Raw genomic sequence first — 20,028 nt, 5'->3', positions numbered from 1 at the left:
ATCAAATCTCCGGGCTTATGGTTACCATTTGTGCATCGGCCGGCCCACTCGTTAACCTGAGCTGAAACTGACCCTTTTTAATTGTACTTAGTACTTTCCCGGTTAAAAAATCCTTCACCACATACACTTTATCTTTAGCCAACCGGAGTTTGCTTAAACTAATGTTTTGATAGAAAGCTTTTTTCATATCAAAATTAAATAAAGCAACATAACATACCTTGCCGGGGAGGTGGAACGACATTTGCTGGTCGGGCGAATCTCCGTCGGCAAATCTTAGGGGGATAAACGCTTTTGGTCTGCTAAAAAAATCAGAGATCCGTTCGTTATCCAGGAATTTCTTCGCCCTTTCAGCCGCTAATGAATCTCTAAAATCCGAACCATCCCCTAATATACTCCCCATCACCATTAATGCGTATAGGCGTATTTTTATCTCCGTATCGCTAAGGATCGGATTTTTTTGGAAACGCTTCATCACCGTGACATCCATATTAGTGAAAGGATAGAGTGTGCCCTGCACCCAACCCATATGCGAGCCGGTTGCCAGTGAAGCTTCTGTTGAGCCGTAATGTGGGAAACCTTTCTGGTCATCGCGGAGATGGGAATACACATCAGTTGAATTAAAACGGGTATGTGTAAACTGGCTTGGAAACAAGGGTGAAATTGCTGCTGTAATAAGGATATTTTTACCCATAACAGAGTCGACGAGTAATTTCAATTCTTTCATTCCCTTATTATAGGCCTGCATTCCCGTTCTAACCGAAGCATCATACCGTACGGAGCTTTCCAGCGTTCCTGCTGTTAAAAAATCAATCTTCAAAAACTTTGCGTTAATGGCTTTGGCTTTTTTTAGCTGATAAATTACGTACTGCCTGATGGCCGGATGACTGGGGTCCATTGCATAACAGCAAAACTTTCCATCCTTGTATAAAATGGGCTGATGCTTGTTGTCCCTTAGCAAAACATCACTTATTAAATAATCGGCACCCTGCAGCTTTTTCCCCTCATAAGCGTCCTTCCATGTCCAAAGTGCAAATGGAATAAAATAAAAACCCATTTGCTGGCCATTGGCACCTGCATATTCGCCCAAAGATTTTAAAACTTCGGTTGAATAGATCTTTTGGTCGTAGGAATCGATACTTAATACGGGTTTTGAATTTCTGCTCAGGTTTTTCAGGGTATGCAAAAAATCAGAGGTTTGCTTTACGCCATCCGGCATCATGATGCCGGACGCGCCCAACACATTTTCTACGCCAAAGCTGTTCCAATAAACGGGGGCGGGCCCCTCCCAGGCTAAACAGCCATTTGCCAATGCATTTACAGCCCCATACTCATTTAAAGATTTTCTGATATCGGCAGAAGCTGAAAGAAAAATATCGGGCGAACTGATAACTTGCCCAATCGTCGTACCGTGTTCTACCAGGTCATGGGTGCCATCATAGCCACCGTAAGCCGCAGGCAGTGCTTTGTTATCAGGGGTTACCGCCCCTCCAGTAACTTTCAGCGAATCAATAGTACCCTTTTTGGCCGCAGCCCGGTAAAAAATGCCGGTTTTCCAGAAATCGTGACTGATGCTCCCCAATACCAGGCCGGAAAAAGTGAAGCGGTCGTAAACTGCGACAAAATCGTAGCTGACTCCAAATACGGCAACGGCACCCGGTTTTGCCCAACTTCTTTGCACCACGCCCGCCCAATTATCGTTATCAAAGGGTGCATCCAAGATGCGCGGATCATTCCCCGCAAGAGTAAGTTTACCGCCGCTAGACGGCAGTACAGCCAGGGGACAAATTTCTCTGCTTTGCAAATTCGACTTGTCCCCTGCTGTGGCTTCGGCATTTATAATAAGGTATGGTGTTGCATGATATAAAGTAAGGTGTTGTACCAAAGTAACGGCATGTTGGCTATCACGGTGTTGGATGGTGAGCCGCAAGCCGCTGCCTATTTTATCGTGGATGACAGCGGTAGAAATTTGGTGAATGCGATAGTCGGTGGTAGCAAACCTACCAGCAACTACATCAATTACGTAGGCCCCGGCATTGTTTATTCGCACCCCGTTTTTGAACCGGTAGTTGATAAGGCCTGTGCGCTTACTTACCGATACCGATACATTGCTATTAGAGATAACAACGCTATCGGTCATTTTTTTGACCGACTGAGCCGGGCAAAAATTTACCCCCAGGCTCAATATCAGCAAAATCCAGTAACGCAGTTTTATTTCCATGTTTTTTTTAACGACCGGCAAAACACATTTTTTATTGATGCCCGGGCTATGTTGCCCGCTGCAAGTTCTATAATTGGCTTTTGTAAAACTCCCTGAATTCCACAGATTAAAAAATAGCGGATTTTATGGTATTGATGGATTATATTACTGAAAACCCCTATTCCCGTCTGACTTACAACCTACCGCTATTTTAATTTGGTTAACACCAGGTTTCCAACGCTCTTTCCTTGTATGATTCCCATTTCTATAGCGTCTTTAAAATGAATGCCTCCCCAAAACCGCGACATAGCCGCTTCGTCAGATGCCTGTATAAAGGAGCTGAAATGTCTTGGCCGGATGCCGAATTTTTCTTCAACATTATCTGTGTACTGAAATTGAGTACCAAAATAGTGCGTAAGTATCACCGCCGAGGCTGCTGATATAACGGAATGGCCGCTGATGTATTCGGGGAAAGGGGGCGTTTGCAGCAAAGGTCGCCAGGCCGGGTCGATGTATTTTCTTATCGCGGTTTCCGGCCTGATCCGGTTTGTGCGGTACTTATCGTCCCAGCAACAAATAAATCCGTCAGTTAAGCCTATGGCTACGGCTGCGTGTATCTTCATTGACTCGGAAAAACTCTTTTTTGCCTGTTTGCAGGCAATGCCGGTGATTCCCATCCAATGAGCCCCAGGCGAAATCTTTTTGAGGCCAATAAGCATGTGCCCGTTATTCTCCACAGCAAAAGGGTTACAATCCCAAAAACCGGCGATAGCACGGTGCTCTGGCGTTAAGCCCGATCCTCCTTCTTTGTAAACCAACAAGGCATACTGGTAAAAAAGCGAACGTTTGTCGGAGGAAAACTGAGCGGGTTCCCGGGGCAGGAACTGCGAGGCCGAATCTAACGTAAATGGGCGAATGGTATTGAAATAGGGCTCCACCGGGGCCATATATGCCGGCGGCGTAGGAACCCAGCTACCCCGTTTTGACGGCGGCGTATAGCGGGTATAATTACTTATGCGGTTATATTTATCGGCTTTGGCATAGGCTAGCACCATTTTGCTCACCTGCCGCGCGTAGTGAAGTGAGCTATCTATCACGCTACTACTAAATCCGACTCTCCTGCAGGAGTCAATAAGCTTCTCCTCGTACTTAGCCATCAAAAAGCCCGATGGTTGCAGGCTGGCTGAGGTTTCCATCATACACAGAATAGATGATAAGGATGCATCGTACCCTGAGGCTTGCGCTGGTTTTAATATGGCCGGGTAGCCGTTTAGTTTGCCACGCATACCTGGTAAGGCCCTATTATTTTGTGCAAGCACCTCATAGCCGGCCAAACACGTATAGGCAAAAAATCTGGCTGCCAGCGGCGGGTTGGTTACATCATGTATCATAACGGCCGACATCTGTGTAATTACTTTACTAATATCTGCGGCAGTAAGTGTAGGGCTTTTATCGTTATGGCAGCCTTGCATAAACAGCAGTCCGCATAACAGGGCAATCAGTATTCCGGATCTTCTTTTCATTTTCTATTAAATTTATAGGCCCGAAGAGCAGATTGATTGATGCCTAGCAGTATTTGATGATTGATTTCCAAAACGCTTCTAACATCGCCTTTTAGCTTAAAACCCGATTGCTTTTGCGGTATGTAATGGAAAGTACCCTTTCCATCTCCCTTTAACAGGAGTCCGTAATTAGCGTCATATTTCCCGAAGCGCAATCTGGCTTTGTTGATATTTCCGCACAACAGAAGATCGGTATTCCCATCGCGATCGTAGTCAAAGGCCGTGATGGTAAACACAGCCGAATTTTGAACCTCTACGGGCAAAGGTGCTTCTTTAAGTTTGCCGCTGGCATTACTTAAAAAGCAGGTGGTTTTAAAATGATTGGCCTTTAAATAGCCGGCACCACGCAACTCTTCGTTAGTAAACAAATCATGAATACCGGCCTGAGCAAAAGATTGATAATCGGGAAAACGGGCGCGCATCATGCTCAATTGGTCAAGCAATTCATCCCGCGTCATGTAGGGATAGCTTTTGTGGTTATTGTAAAAGCAGAATATAGGATCCATGGCGCCATTTTCATCAAAATCCTTATAGTACATTTCGGCCGGCTCCATATCGGTAGCCTTGCATTGTGTGTTTAATCCTACATTGCCAATCACCAGGTCGGGATGGCCATCATGATTAAAATCGGCAATGCATATTTTGTTCCACCAGCCATTAAATTGCTTACCCAGGTAGTTGCTGGTTTCGTCAATCAATTTGCCGTTGTGGTTTATCAAAACGGTTACCGGCATCCATTCGCCAACCACAACCAGATCCGGCCTACCGTCGTTGTTCAGGTCTGTACAGGCGGCATCGCTCACCATACCAATGTGAAGCAAAGTTGGTGCAAGCTGCCTGGTTTCGTCAACAAAATGCCCATTGCCATCGTTTAGCAGCAAAAAGCTCTGCGGCGTTTCCGGATACCTGCCCGGCACTACCCTACCGCCAACAAACAGATCTGCCCGGCCATCGCCGTTGATATCTGCCGCAACCACTGTTCCTTTGCTGGATAACATTTTTGGTAGGCTACCGGCAGCTCTTGTAAATACACCATGCCCGTTGTTTAGATAAAGTCTGTCTTGTAAAAGCGTATCATTTGCAGCCAGATTATCATAACCTCCTGACGCTACATACAGGTCGGGCTTTCCGTCGGCATTTGCATCCAAGAAAACAGCACCTGCATCCGTGTAGTTATGGTCGGCCTCAAAAGAAGGCAGTTTTTTCTCCACAAAACTTCCGTTTTTTTGCTGGAGGTATAGCCGGGCGGCCTGGCCGTAGGCGCCGCCAATGAAAACATCTTCCAAGCCATCAGCGTTCACGTCAGCTTTAACCAACAGCGGGCTTCCAAAAGACATTGGGTTTATCATTAAGGGCTGACGCTTAAAGTCATTTAATGAACTTTCCGCCTGTACATAAGATACCGGCGAAGCCGTCTCTGTAAAAATAGTAGCTGCCTTTACCGCAATCGAATTGCTTTTTATCGCATCACTTTCTTTCAGCCGCAGCAACTGATCGGCCTTAATATTTTTGATCAGCTGGGACAGCCCCAAGGGCCAAACAATCCTTACAGAATCAACCTGTGGCTCCTCACCAAGGCCAAAATGAAGCACCGGCGTTACACCCGACTGATAACCACGGTCGGGCATCTGTTCGATGTACTGCCTGCGACCATGTTGGTATAAAAAAACTTTGGCACCAATCCCCTGGGTGTTTTGCCCCGAGCCTTCCAGCCCGATTTGTAAATAGTGATTCTTTAACTGTTTAGCGGTTCTATTTTCATAAATAAATGCCTTTTTGTTAATATTATTGACCACCAGATCAAGGTCGCCATCATTATCAAGATCGGCATAAGCGGCACCATTGCTGTTCGCCGGTTCGGTAATTCCCCATTCTTTACTTTTATCTGCAAACGTTGCATTGCCTTTATTCTTAAAGAAATAACTTTTAACGTCGGTAGATGGCATGTGCTTCAGCAGCTCAACAACCTGATCTCCACGTACGCCGGCACCAAAAGTGCTCAGATAATCATTTCTGTATTTTACGAAATCATTATTAGTGAGGTCGCGCAATAGTCCGTTGCTCACAAACAAGTCTTTCCAGCCGTCGTTATCATAATCTGCCAACAGCGGCGACCAGCTCCAGTCCGTATTGGAAACCCCGGCAAGCTGCCCGGTTTCAGAAAAGGTATTATTCCCATTATTCATTTGCAGCATATTGCGCATATACTGGTAATAAAAACCTACACGCAGGTTTTGCGCAAAAAGCTCGTAATTATCCGGCGTGAACAAGTTCTTCTGCCTGAGATTATCTGCAGGTAGCATATCCAGGGTATATATATCAGGAAGGCCATCGTTATTGATATCCGCTACATCGTTCCCCATCGAAAAAAGTGAGGTATGACCAATTTGCGCAGGCAGCTGATCGGTAAAACCGCCATTTTTGTTATTGATATATAACCTATCGGGAACTGCATAATCATTAGAAACATAAATATCCGGCCAGCCATCACCATTGATATCGGCTATCCCTGCGCCCAAGCCATACGAGAGACCCGAATTATTGATGCCGGCCTGAAGAGTAATATCAACAAAATGACCACTATCATTCCTGTAAAGCTTGGTTCCGCTCATCGGGTCTGGTATCTTTTCAATGGCCGGAACCGTTGCATCATCCAGGTTGGTAAATTGCCTTGGGTTATGATTGAGCAATAACATATCGAGATCCCCATCCCTATCGTAATCAAAAAAATAGGCTTTGGTGCTAAATGCCCCGTCGGCAAGCCCGTATTTTTCAGCTTCTTCCGTAAAGACCGGGAAACCACTCATATCGTTACCCTGGTTTATAAAAAGCTGGTTCCTGCGCATTTCTATCGGATTACTGCCCGAATAACATACATATAAATCTGTTTTGTTGTCGCCGTTGATATCCACCATGGTCACGCCGGTTTTCCAACCATCGGCACGGCCCGCGACACCGGCCGTTGCGGTAATGTCCTCAAACTGCATTTTCCCCTTATTGAGGTATAGCTTATCGTCTGTTATGTTACCAGAAAAATAGATATCCTGCAGACCATCACCGTTTACATCGCCAATAGCAACACCGGCGCCGTTATAATAATATTGATATAACAGGATATTCTTATCGCCCGTCTCGGATAGCTGGTTGCTGAACTGGATATGCGTCTTCCCTGAGTCGAGCAGGGTAAAAAGCGTCTTTTTAGAAACGTCGGCACCGCTTTCGCTGGTTTTTGAGCCGCAGCCCCACGCGCCGGCAACCACCAGCACGATTAAGCAATATCTCCGTAAAATGGTTTTTGGTGACATATCATAGCGCTATAAAAAGCAATCCGCCTTACAATAAATGTACGGCGGATTGCGATTTTATTCATTTTTTATTTCCTGTTAATAACCAGGATTTTGTTTTAATAAACCACCAGAGGACAATATCTCACTTTGTGGGATTGGCATCCAATAATTCTTGTCTGCGAACTTCCTGTTTGCAAGCGCTACAAATTTGGTATAGGTTATACTTCCGTCGGCATTTTTCACCGGGTGAACACCATAAGCAGGCACATTCTCTGTAACATTTGCAATTTTCCACCTGCGCACATCAAAGTACCGGTGATCTTCGAAGCTCAGCTCAACCTGTCGTTCGTTTTGAATGGCCGTACGCATGTCTGCCTGAGACAAGCCCGGAGTAATCTCCGGCATACCGGCACGGGTGCGGATAAGTTTTAACGCCGCGTAAACGCTATTGTCTGGACCAACGGCCTCATTTTGCGCTTCCGCATAATTTAACAGAATTTCCGCGTACCTGATATATTTAAAGGGCTGTGTTTGTGTTTGATCTTTATACAGATTCAGCGGATCGTTCGGGTTGAGGTTTTCATCCATATACTTCAGCATACAGTAACCGGTAAGTGTGGTGTTCCAGTTGGCAATTCCATCTTTACTGTCTTTACCGCCCGGGAGGAAAAATTCAACCGGACGTCCCCGGTATGGGTGGCCGTTGTATAGAACGGTTTGGGCTAAACGCGGGTCGCGGTTGGTGTACGGGTCCTGCGGATTATAACCTGACGAAGGATCCGTGATCGCTTTACCATTGCTCATTTGAAAACCATCTACAAAGTTCTGCAGCGGGGTATTGCCACCCCAGCCATTATAACCGTTGGGGCCATTCAGCAGTTCCAGTTGCGAGTGTTGTACCGAGGTAGAATACACTCTTTCGTAAACGTCTTCACTGGTTTTGTTTGTTAAAAATTCGGCCTTGTAATTTGGGTATAAGGAATAAGTACCCAAATCCATCACCGCCTTGGCTGCAGCGGCTGCGGCAGCCCATTTGGTAGGATTATTTTGCCCATCGGTGTAAAGCGGACTGGCAGCATAAAGCAACAGCCTGGATTTAAGGCCCATGGCAGCGCCAACGCTGGCGCGTCCGTCGGCTAATTTTGCATTTTTTAACCCTGCAATGGCCTGGTCCAGCTCATTAACCGCATAAGCTATACAATCCTGTTTTGGGCTCCTGGTAAATAGCGGCGTATAATCCTTATCGGTTAAGCCCCATACTTTATCGCCAACCAGGGGCACATCGCCGTAGGCCCTGATCAGGTCATGATAACGGTAGGCGCGTATAAAATGCAGCTCGGCTTTGAGCCTGGTTTTGGTTCCGTTGCTCATGGGCACATTATCAATATTAGCGAACGCGTAATTGATCTCGCGGATGCTGCGGTAACTCCTGAACCAGAAGTTGGTGAGGAAACTGGCATTATCCGGCGTTACATTGCCCTGCTGAACAATAAAAGAGCCGTTGTCCTGGGTATGGATCGATTCGTCTGTTATCGAGCTTAGCCAGGGCGAATCAAAACCACGCTGAAAACTCGGACCAGCATTTTCGCTGGTAAGCTGAACGCCAGTGTACCGGCCAACAACGTAAACCTCGGTTAAAACTGAGTCTCCGAAGATAGTCTGTGCTGTCAGCAGGTTGGTGGGTGTGACATTTAAATAGTCCTTTTTACAGGCGTTGAGTAACAAGAGGCTTATTGCGCTTAGGAATAAGACTGATTTATTTATATTTTTCATTGAATTAGAATGTTATGTTAGCACCAATGTTGTAAAGCTTTTGTTGAGGATAGAAATATCCGGTTTCGTTTTGTCCCTCCGGATCGTAATCCTTAAGAGAGGTAACCGTAAGCAGATTAAACCCGCTTACATACAACCTGATTGCATGTACTTTAAGTTTTGATGCCACGTTTTGAGAGAAGTTGTAGCCCAACTGTACGTTTTTCAAGCGTAAAAAGGCGGTGTTGCGTAACCAGAAGGTGCTTCTTTGATTGGCAAAATAAGTTCCGGAGCGATCGTCTGCCCTTGGGTAGGTACCGTTGGTGTTGTTTGGCGACCAGCGGTTATCAGCCCAGGAGCTGGGGAAATTCGCAATAGTGCCGGCATCCGGCAAGATATATTGCACGGCGTTACCCTGGCCCGAAAACAACAGGCTCATATCAAAGTTCTTGTAAGACGCACCCGCAGTAATACCGTAAATAATTTCGGGAACATTTGATTTATTGGATCTCACCCGGTCGGATGCGTCTATCTTGTTATCCTTGTTATAATCCTCGTATTTAAGGTCGCCAGGTATAGTGCCGGATAAGTGCGGATAGGCATCAATTTCCGCTTGTGATTTAAAAACGCCAATAGCCTGGTAATAAAGACTTGAGCCGATGGGCAGGCCGGTGTATTTTTGATAGGACAGGGTGTTGGGTGCTTCGTCAAGGAACACCACCTTATTTTTGGAATAGGTGAAATTACCCCCTATGTTAAAACGGAAATCATTGATCTGCTTGTTGTAGTTAAGTTCCACCTCGAAGCCATTATTATTCGTTTTCCCAATATTCTCGTAAGGGATCTGTGAACTGCCAATACCGGTAACACCAGGTACACTGGCATTGCGTTGAGCCAGCAGGTTATATCGCTTCTCTTTAAAGACATTTACTGACACCGAAAGACTGTTGAATAGCAACGCATCTACAGCTACATTAAATTTCTTGGATACTTCCCAGCCCACAACAGGGTTGGCCAATGTATAATAAGTTATACCTGTTGCATTGACCTGGTTACCTGTCGCGAAAACACCTGAAGAGTAGCCAAGGTTATCAAAATACTGATTTGCCGGTATCCTGTCGTTACCAAGCTGTCCGTAAGATGCCCGCAGTTTCAGATCAGTAAAAATTTTGGAGCCTTTCATCCACGATTCCTGCGAAATGCGCCAGCCGGCAGATACACCCGGAAACAAGCCAAAACGATGCAGGGGGCCAAAATTTGATGAACCATCATCCCTCAAAGAGAACTCCAGTAAATACTTCTCGTTGTAATCGTAATTGAAGCGGCCAAAATAATTTTGGCGGGCAACGCGGGTACTGCCACCACCATTCCCCTGATCTGTTGGCAAAGAGCCGCCCTGGCTCAGTTCGGGCAGGTTGGTTGAAAGATAATTGATCCGGTAGGCGTTGAAATTCTGATCATTGATCTGGCTTTGTTCTGCAGCAACAAAGGCCGAAAAGGTATGCGGGCCAAAGGTACGTTTGTAGTTCAGTTTAAGATTGGTCGTGATCAGGTCAATCGTCTGTGTACTCTGGCTCAACTGCGGGGTAGATTGCCCGCCATGTACTGTTGTATAAGTATTGGCTACCTTGTCGTACAAATAAGTAAGATAAGGCTGCTGGAAGGTTTTTGAATTATTTGCCGACTGATCTACCGCTAAAAACCCGTCCAAACTCAGGCCCTTTACCGGTAGTTGGTAAGAACCGGTTAGTGTACCGTTAAATACGCTGGTAACACTTTTGGCATTACCAATTACATCCCCGTTAACCATCAGCGCCGGGTTTTGCCCGCCTGCGTTACCCGGTGAAGGCAAGCCATTGGGATAAAAGGCCGGTATTATAGGATATTGGTTATATACCAGGCCAAATAATGTAGCTGAGGAATTGCCGGCCGGCGAATTGCGGTCTTCGCGGCGGTAGGCAAGTTCCAAGCCCAATTTAAGGCGGTCGTTTACTTTCATGCTGATGTTGGCCAGCACATTATTTTGCTTGTATTTGCTGGCGCCATTCTTATACAAGCCGTCCTGGTATTGGTTACCTAAGGAAACGTAGTAATTAACGGCATCGCTTCCCCCTCTGATGGAGAATGACTGTTTATCCTGCAATGCCACATTTTTTAATACTTCTTTCTCCCAATTGGTGTTGGGATATTTTAAAGGATCAGACCCGTTACCAAATTTGGTAATATCGTCTGCGCTATATACTTGGTTTAAACCACCGGTTGGGTTTCTGTAATACGCTATTTCATTTTGCAAAGTGGCGAAGGTTGGCGCATCGGCAAGTTTTGGCAAATTTGCAGGCTGACTAAAACCCTGGTTATACGAATAGCTTAACGTAGGCGCGCCCGTTTTACCTTTTTTGGTAGTGATCAGGATAACCCCATTAGCTGCCTGTGCGCCATAAATAGCCGCAGCAGCATCTTTCAATACCGAAAAACTTTCGATGTCATTCGGGTCGATACGCTCCAGACCGCCCAAACGGTTAGCCACACCATCGATAACAATCAGCGGACGGTTGTCTCCGGTGGTGGCCCTGCCGCGTATCAATAAAGAAGATCCATCGGCACCGGGCTCGCCCGAAGTGTTGGATGCTACTAAGCCCGGCACCCGGCCGGCAAGGGAGTTAGAAAGGTTTTGCTGGGGGCTTTTAAGCAGCTCTTCACCCTTAACCGTTGCCACCGAACCTGTAAGTGTCGCTTTCTTTTGAGTTCCGTAACCTACTACGACTACTTCGTTCAGATTGGTGGAACGGCTGTCTGGTGCCAACTGAACATCAATTTTAGATTTGCCGGCGATGTCTTGCTCTGTTTTCAGGTAGCCTATAAAAGAAAAAACAAGTGTTTGTGCATTATCCGCCACGCGTATCGAATAAGTGCCGTTCACTCCGGTGGGAACGCCGGTGGTAGTCCCTTTAACAACTACCGAAGCTCCCGGCACAGGCGCACCTCGTTCGTCGGTTACGGTGCCTGAAATTACCCGTTCTCCACTTTGGGCGCGGGCTTGAAATGCACACATGATTATCATACCCATCAGCATGATAATTCGCAGTTGCCTGAATTTAAAAGTTTGTAAAATTGTCATCATATTAAATTTAAGTATATTATTGAATTGGTAGCGTAACGTAATCTGTAAAACCGACAGCGTCCCATCAGCGTTACCGAAAAGTTTTCCTGCCGCACAGGAAACAAAAGCTTAAACACTAATTAATGCAATCTTTACAGTTACATCGGTTAACTCCAGAAAACGGCACTAATTTGTGCGTCAAAAGTGATTTCTTTGATTTCTAAAAGAATCTGGGCTCTTACACTAAGTGATTGACTGTTTGTTAACTTATAATTAGCTGATGTAAATGTCAGCTATGCGGGAGGCAAAAAGAATGGCTATTTTTATGGAAATGATGGACTATCTTATGGCAATTGATGTTTGCAACCATCCATGTTAAGAAAGGGATCGATTTTACAATCGCAAAGCATGGCTTACAGTATAAACGGGGCCTTTGGGATTTACCAATAGGTATTAAGAGCCCTACAGGTTGGCACCCGGGCTGTTCAGTTTCTTTTTATATTCACTTGGCGAACTGCCCATTAACTTGGTAAACATGCGCGAAAAATAATACTGGTCTTCAATCCCCAGTGTGAGTGCAATATTTTTTACCGACATAGTTGTAAATGCTATATATTGACAAGCCTGCTGTATCTTCAACTGGTTAAAATATTCAATAGGTGAATGCCCTGTTTTAGATTTAAACACAAACGAGAAATGAGATGCTGATAGGTTCGAAAAAAGAGCCAAATCTTCCAGCTTCAACATTTTGTTAATATTTTCCTGCATATAAGCCACCGTGCGCTCAATAATATCGGGCTCGTTGTTGCGCTCCTTGTTATTGAACATATCATCGTACACCAGTGAAGATAGAAAATGCGTAAAAGTCATATTAACATAGCGGAGTATATCTGTACCATACCCTTTTTCCAGGTTGGTGCAAATGATCTCAAATAATTTAATCCTTTCGTTATTATAGGATAAATAAGGCTTATAATTTTGTGAGTTCTGAATAATCAGATCGATAAAAAAAGCCGAGGCCTGGCCTTTAAAATGCACCCAGTAAATGGTCCAGGGTTTATTTTCATCCGCACCATAACGGTGGGGGGTATTGGCGGGTATGGCAATGAACTGCGATGGCGAAACGGTAATTTTTTTCTTATTAATCTCCACCCATCCATTGCCTTCTGTACAATAAATGATGATATGCTGGTTAATACCTGCGGGCCGCTCCGCATAATGGAAATGTGCTTTGGGATAATAGCCAATATCGGTAATGTATATTTCTCGCGTCAGCGGATCAATACTTAAAAAATTCGTGATTATTTTCTTAGGCAAAACAATAAGTTTCTGACCCTGAAAACCCTCTCTTCTTCTGTATATAGTCGTCTTTTCTACCTTCATATAGCCGCCTCTCGCAAGGGTGGTAAAGTGAAAAAAATAGGTTGATATTTTTCGTGTTTAGTTGCCGGGAACGGTTACCCGCCAGATGATCGCGTCCGTTGAATAAATACCTGGCACTAAACAGCAATACCCCACAATAAACCGCGCGCTTCAGGCTGCACAACCGCCCCGATGCTCCGTTGGTTCCGGGTTTAACAAACAGCCTAATGCGGAAGCGCTTGAAAAACGAGGCAAGCGACCGCCTTTTTGCTCGTCCTGTATAGCATAGGCATTTGTCCGATGAATTTGCCGACACTTTTGTGTATGGACGTTCAACGCGCTGCATCTGTAAGCCGTCAGGCCAGAGAATCAAGGTACAAAGCGGCTGCGCCCACAATGCCGCTATTCTGCAGTTCAGACACTTCGATCCTAATCTTTTGTACTGATCCGGGAAATGCAAACGTATTGATCTCTTCCCACATGGTTGCTTTAAAAAATTCGAAACCATGACGGGCCGAGCCACCCAGAACAATCAATTGCGGATCATAAGTATACATAACCATTTTTATGGCATACCCAACGTGTTTGCCAAACTCCTGGTATAATTTCAGGGCGGCCGAATCACCCTTTTGCGCATCCTCAAACGCCTGCTGCCCGTTCACTCCTTTTGTAATGGTGAAGAAGGAGCCGCTTGCATGGTACTCCAAAAGATTATGCTCATATGGAATAAAACCAAATTCGCCGGCGCCGCAATTGGCTCCGGCATACAGGTGCCTGTTAATAATGGCCCCAGCCCCCAGGCCGGTGCCCATGGTTAAACCAATCATAGACGAACAGCCCTTGCCTTTGCCGTAGTAATATTCGCCAACAGCAAAACAATTGGCATCATTGTTTACATATACCGGTAAATCATAGCGTTCCTGTAAGGTTTTTTTTAGATGTACTTCCTTCCATGATGGTATGTTCAGTACGTTATAAACAATACCTTCGTCTACATCAACTATGCTGGGCACCCCTATACCGATAGCCATTACACCGCCATAAGTTAACAGTCTATCGATCACCTCGTAAATACTTATTAATACTTCCTCAACGGTACCCTCGCTGTTTATTTGCAATGCCTGTATAACCGATACCCTACCATTCTCTACTACCGCACCTCTTACGTTTGTAGCTCCTAAATCAATCCCTATAATTTTTATCTCTGCCATCTTATTTGCCTTTGTTTAGCCCATTTTACTTCGATTGCCCACCCAGGGCCCGTATGGCATAACCTGATCGGTTAAGCCTATTTACCCGATAACGGGATAAGTTTCGCGCTCAGATCGGGCGTTGCCATCGCTTTATCGAATGGAAACATAGGCCGCTGTATCCGTTTAAATTTCAGGTGCTCCAGATCCTGGTCGGCGCCGCCGGGCGTAAGTGCCAGCATCCAACCCGCTTGTGCTTTATACAGATCAGGATCCAGATAGCCCAATTTCACAACAACAATATCGGCTTTGTACATATCCAGCCCCAGCCGCTTAAAGTCAGCTTCGGTACGGTACGATTTTCGAATCTTTGTCACAATAACTTTTAGTGCGCCCACCTGCACCACCACTTCAATTTCGGCCTGCTCATCGCCTTTTACTACTGCTATAATCTTCCCCGACAGTAAAACAGGCCCTGCAAACCGATGATCAACCAACGCCCCCACGTAGCCTTCAACATGTGCCCCTACACCAGCGGCGAGTGCCTTTTCGGCAAATTCCGCACCGGGTATTGCAGCATAAATCAGCGAAGGGCCATCCTCCCGGGCAAACTCCGGCCTGGCAAGTAATGCTTTCAAAGTCCAGGTAACATCCCCGGCAGCACCTGCCGTGGGATTGTCCCCACAATCGCTGATAAAAAACGGCCTTTTGCTGCTCGAAAGTGCTGTAGATAAACATACAGCGAGACTGCCTGCCGGGGCCACAAAATGGTAACCCGACCGCGCATTCCAAAAAGTGCGGGCCAGCTTTTCGGCTGTTTGAATGGTAGCGTATTTATCATCGCCTACCGCCATAGCTGCGGCATGGTTGCGGGGTTCGTCGGCCCAGGCATAGCCAACCCACAGGGATGCATCAACAATACCGGGCTGATTTGCGGCTGGTGTAACTGCGGCATATACACTTTTGGCGGGCTCCTGCCGTGTGCTTGTTTTTTCGCCGGGTAACAAAACGGGGATACGCACATATGCCTTATAAGGGGGCTTGCCCTTTCCGGTTTCTATCCGGTTTAACAATTGAGTAATTGCGCGCTTTTTTGTTTCCAGCGCATCTTCATGGGGCGCTTTGCGGTAACAGGTAATCAGATCAGTATTTTGCGCCAGTCGATAGGATACGTTACCATGCAGATCCATTGATGTGGAGATGAGGGTGGTGTTGCCTACTGCTTTTCTAATCCGCTCCAAATAATCCCCTTCGGGGTCATCCAGCCCTTCCACGCTCATCGCGCCGTGAATATCCAGATAGACACCATCGTAAGGCAGGTGCTTTTTAAGCGAATCAATCGTTTTGTTTACCAGCGACTCATATGCCTGGCGGGTTACCACACCGCCGGGCAAAGCGCGGGCTATAACGGTGGGTATCCAAATTGCTCTATTGCGCAAAGCGGAGTCGGCACTTAAAAATGGATACGATGTAAAACCTGCAGGGCCGTATTTTGCATGAAAAGCTGCTTCATCCGTTCTGGCAGGCGAAAAAGTACTCGATTCAATTGCTATGCCCGCTATAGCAATCCGGGGCAGTTGCCAGGGCCTTTGGTGTACGTACTTGTACGATGAAATAACGAAGGTGGTAACTATAGATAAGAGCAGGATAGATAGGCTTGTTAATTTCATTTTAAACCAATATTAACCAAAACGACAGTGTTATGAAATTGAGTTTCAACAAAAAAACAAATGAAGGCAAAATAATCTGTTATATCTGTAAGCGCATCAGGCATCAACTGCTTGTGTAACTAAGTAATTACAAAGCAAACAAGTGCTGAGGCGATGTGGCAGGCTGCCAGTAGTAGCTTGGATAACGGCAAAGATGCCAGCATTTTCTTTGCCGCAGGCGGTTTATCCCAGGGGTATTACACCTAAAATCAATATCAGCCAAACCACATCAAAAAAAGCTGTGCACCATGCATAGTGATAGCTTCTTTCGATGTGTTTTGCCTTGATAATCGGAGCGAACGCACATGCCCTAATCTTCGGTAAAAACCACTATGCGCTGGCAGTAAACATGATATTATGTTAAATAGAAAAAGCTTACATATCATCTGGAAAGCTTTATTAAAGTTACTGGATTCCGCGTACCTCTCTCGCAGTCGATCTATATGTTTGAACAATAGTGGCGATGCTTCTGGAATGAGATTTATGCTTATAAACGCGCTATCGTTTCTCCGTTTTCTGGTTTTTGACCTGTTATAATTAACCCTATTCTTCACAATGGTCATAAATATCTTTAGCGTTCATACCGCACATATAAAATGACAGGAGAAAGATCTCCTTTGCTAATTCTGCACGTGAACCTGGAATTCATTTAAACTCGATAATTTTAGCTATTTGTTTGACAGTTAACGCTCTTTTTGCCGTCATCGGAGCCTCAATTACTTTATGCTTTTTAAAGGGGTAATGCTTGATCCTGATCAAGCCCAGGTCCTCATCATTAAACCTGTCCCTTGCAGCATTGAAAAGGGTTCTAAGGTCTCGAAGGTGGGTATGTAGACCGGAATCAGAAAGCCCCTTGCTAACATAATTAACATCTTTACCGAATTGATTTTTACGTTTGAACCTTCTTTCCTTTCGCAGATACCTTTCATAATCAGGCAACATCATCGAATTTATTCTTTCGATCTCCACCTTTTGACTTCCGAAATAATCACACAAGCTATTTATAACTGTTAATATTGGATAGGCGCTCCCCTTCCTGCCTTGTTCCTTTAGTTCGCTCACATATTGTCTTGCAAAAGCGATAATATCAATTACGGCGTTTTCATCGGGTTGAACCAAACGATTTGGCAGTTGCTTTACATCCAAATGTATCAGCATACGGTCCAATTCCAGCAATCTCATTCGGTATTTTGCGATTTCGGTGGAAATGACGGAAAGCAAAAACCTGTCTTTTATAGTAAGATCTTTTTTAAGTTGCTTTTCACCGGCGAAATGGTTTGTGTTAATGTAAGTAACCTTTCGATTGTGAGTCAGTCGAAACTTAATGTTGTAAGTACCGTCTTCTTTTTTGTGGTGTTTGAGAACCACTTCCTTGATTGTAGCCATACTGACGAAATCCGTTGTAAAACATTTTCGTCAAGTTGGGCAGTTTTTCGTGTTAAACACAACGCATCAGCTATCAACTGACGAATTTCATTTTTTATCGAAAAAATGCCCTGAGGGCATAAAAAAAGCCTTTTTACTGCTGTAAAAAGGCTTTTTAGAAGGGGTAAATGATGGGGCTCGAACCCACGACCCTCGGTACCACAAACCGATGCTCTAACCAACTGAGCTACATCTACCGTATTGGAGGCTGCAAAAATAGGAATTCAACTGTAATTTGCAAAGCTTTTTTAAAATTACAATCGCCTTACCTTAATTATTTAGAACAATTCTACTTAATAAGTAAATTTGTACATCATGGCAGAGCAACTGGTTGAATTGAACGTTAAGGGTATGCATTGCAATAACTGCGCAATGAGCATCCATAAGTTATTGGAAAAGAAAGGGCTGGATAATATCCTGGTCAGCTTTGCTTCCGAAGAAGTAAAGTTTTCCACTGCAGACCAGTCTCTAGTCCCGGGAATTATCACTGATATCGAAAATCTGGGTTTCCATGTTGTTGACGATATTGCGACCCATAAAACACCTTTTTACGATAAGGTAGAGAATAAATTCATCTTCTGCGCCGCGTTTACGGCCCCGCTCTTGTTGCATATGGTGCTGTCATGGCATTTGCTACACCACCCTATGGTGCAATTGTTGCTTTGCCTGCCTGTGTTTTTGGTGGGTTGCCTGCATTTTGGTAAAAGCGCCTACAGTTCTTTAAAAGGCGGCGTACCCAATATGGATGTACTGATTTTTATCGGCTCATCGTCCGCTTTTATATATAGCCTTGTGGGTACCATCCAAAACCTCGGCGAGCAGTACCTGTTTTACGAAACTTGTGCCACCATCATCACTCTGGTATTGTTAGGCAATGTATTGGAGAAACGCAGCGTAAATCAAACCACATCAGCGGTAAAAGATCTGATGAAATTTCAACAGGTGAGCGCCAACCGGGTAATTAAAGATGGCATTGAAGTAATAAGCGCCAAAGATGTATTAAGCGGCGATGTCCTGCTAGTGAACGAAGGCGGGCAGGTACCGGTAGATGGCGAAGTACTATCGGGCGATGCATCTGTAAACGAAGCCATGATTACCGGCGAAAGCATCCCCGTGCAGAAAAAGAAATATGATACCGTTATTGGCGGTACCATTGTACAGGAAGGCAACATCAAAATAATGGCCACCAAAGTTGGCAGCAACAGCACTCTAGCCCAAATCATCGATTTGATGAAGAAGGCGCAGGCAGCCAAGCCTCCCGTACAAAAACTGGGCGATAAGGTAGCATCGATATTTGTGCCGGTGGTGATACTGATAGCCTTGTTAACCTTCGTGATCACTTACTTTGCTACCGATGCCGGCCTGCAGCGCAGCATGATGCATGCCATAGCTGTATTGGTTATTTCCTGCCCCTGCGCCATGGGCCTGGCCACCCCTACTGCAGTAATGGTTGGATTGGGCAGGGCAGCAAAGAACGGCATTTTGATAAAAGGCGGCGACACCATCGAAGCTGTGGCTAACACTAAGTATGTAATATTCGATAAAACGGGAACGCTTACCACGGGTAAGTTCTGCATAAAAGATATTAAAGCAGAGCCCGGGCAGGATATAGAAAGCATCCGCGGGGCAATTACGGCTATTGAGGAGCGTTCTAACCACCCTATAGCAAAATCATTGGTAAAAGGCCTTATTGGCTTATCCAAACAAAAAGTAATACTAAAATCTGCCGTCGAAGAAAAAGGCCTGGGCATGCGTGCCGAAGACGTGGAAGGCAACAATTATTTTTTGGGCACGGCAAAGTTAAGCACCGATAACGACTACAATATTTCGCTGTATAAAAACCAGGTACTGGTAGCGCAGATAGCCATTGAAGACACCATAAAACCGGATGCCGCCGATTTGATAGCCGCGCTGATAAAGACGGGTATAAAACCGGTGCTGCTAAGCGGCGATAAAGCCAGCCGTTGCACATCCGTAGCGAAAACTTTGGGTATTACAGATGTCCACGCCGAGAAATTGCCCGAAGAAAAACTGAGCGTGGTAAATATTTACCGCAAAAAGGGCAAAACCATTATGATTGGCGACGGCATAAACGATGCCCCTGCCCTCACCCAAGCCGATGTGGGCGTATCTATGAACGATGCCAGCCACATTGCCATCCAATCTGCGAAGGTTATTTTATTAAACACAGACCTGAAATCAGTCGTGACCTTTTTGCAGATAAGCCGCCACACGTTGCTTACCATTAAACAGAATTTGTTCTGGGCATTTGCTTATAATATAATAGCCATACCCGTTGCGGCCTTAGGTTTCCTTAACCCGATGGTGGGTGCGTTGGCTATGGCCTTCAGCGATGTAATCGTTATCGGGAACTCGCTGAGGTTGAAGGTGAAGAAAGTTGATTAGCCCTTCCCCCCCTGAAGGATGAGTTTTTACCATGCTTT

Annotated in this window: 10 protein-coding genes and 1 tRNA gene; 1 reads left to right on the top strand and 10 read right to left on the bottom strand. The window is 45.3% G+C overall.

Going from position 1 to position 20,028, the window contains the following annotated elements:
* Window position 1: 1 nt before the first annotated feature.
* The 10 genes from E2R66_RS06800 to E2R66_RS06755 all read right to left on the bottom strand — a co-directional run bounded on the left by E2R66_RS06800 (window position 2) and on the right by E2R66_RS06755 (window position 17,781).
* Window positions 2–2,218 (bottom strand): alpha-amylase family protein, encoded by a 2,217-nt coding sequence (locus E2R66_RS06800; RefSeq protein WP_133227557.1) that lies wholly within the window; start codon window positions 2,216–2,218, stop codon window positions 2–4.
* A gap of 185 nt (window positions 2,219–2,403) precedes the next feature.
* Complete coding sequence (locus tag E2R66_RS06795) at window positions 2,404–3,720, bottom strand: vanadium-dependent haloperoxidase (RefSeq protein ID WP_133227559.1); 1,317 nt, start codon at window positions 3,718–3,720, stop codon at window positions 2,404–2,406.
* A complete protein-coding gene (locus tag E2R66_RS06790; protein WP_133227561.1) occupies window positions 3,717–7,064 on the bottom strand; it encodes a VCBS repeat-containing protein in 3,348 nt (1,115 codons plus the stop codon). The genes E2R66_RS06795 and E2R66_RS06790 overlap by 4 nt, the downstream gene beginning before the upstream one ends.
* A 78-nt stretch (window positions 7,065–7,142) precedes the next feature.
* Window positions 7,143–8,819 carry a RagB/SusD family nutrient uptake outer membrane protein gene (locus E2R66_RS06785; protein WP_133227562.1) on the bottom strand — a complete coding sequence of 559 codons (1,677 nt, stop codon included), beginning with the start codon at window positions 8,817–8,819 and terminating at the stop codon, window positions 7,143–7,145.
* Between the two features lie 4 nt (window positions 8,820–8,823).
* Window positions 8,824–11,919, bottom strand: a complete 3,096-nt coding sequence (locus E2R66_RS06780; protein ID WP_204985876.1) for a SusC/RagA family TonB-linked outer membrane protein — start codon at window positions 11,917–11,919, stop codon at window positions 8,824–8,826.
* A 441-nt stretch (window positions 11,920–12,360) separates the two neighbouring features.
* Window positions 12,361–13,215, bottom strand: a complete 855-nt coding sequence (locus E2R66_RS06775; protein WP_204985875.1) for an AraC family transcriptional regulator — start codon at window positions 13,213–13,215, stop codon at window positions 12,361–12,363.
* 401 nt (window positions 13,216–13,616) lie between these two features.
* Window positions 13,617–14,471, bottom strand: a complete 855-nt coding sequence (locus E2R66_RS06770) for an ROK family protein (RefSeq protein WP_133227565.1) — start codon at window positions 14,469–14,471, stop codon at window positions 13,617–13,619.
* Window positions 14,472–14,548: 77 nt separating this feature from the next.
* A complete protein-coding gene (locus E2R66_RS06765) occupies window positions 14,549–16,120 on the bottom strand; it encodes a M81 family metallopeptidase (protein WP_133227567.1) in 1,572 nt (523 codons plus the stop codon).
* A gap of 684 nt (window positions 16,121–16,804) precedes the next feature.
* Window positions 16,805–17,545 (bottom strand): phage integrase SAM-like domain-containing protein, encoded by a 741-nt coding sequence (locus tag E2R66_RS06760; RefSeq protein WP_133227569.1) that lies wholly within the window; start codon window positions 17,543–17,545, stop codon window positions 16,805–16,807.
* Between the two features lie 162 nt (window positions 17,546–17,707).
* Window positions 17,708–17,781, bottom strand: a tRNA-His gene (locus tag E2R66_RS06755).
* A 118-nt stretch (window positions 17,782–17,899) separates the two neighbouring features.
* Between E2R66_RS06755 and E2R66_RS06750 the strand changes: the two genes are divergently transcribed.
* A complete protein-coding gene (locus tag E2R66_RS06750; RefSeq protein ID WP_133227571.1) occupies window positions 17,900–19,990 on the top strand; it encodes a heavy metal translocating P-type ATPase in 2,091 nt (696 codons plus the stop codon).
* Window positions 19,991–20,028: the final 38 nt, after the last annotated feature.

The organism is Mucilaginibacter psychrotolerans, from assembly GCF_004519315.1.
In the GTDB taxonomy this organism is placed as follows: Bacteria; Bacteroidota; Bacteroidia; order Sphingobacteriales; family Sphingobacteriaceae; genus Mucilaginibacter; species Mucilaginibacter psychrotolerans.
Note: the sequence above shows the minus strand (reverse complement) of the source record. Positions and strands in the feature narration are given on the sequence as shown.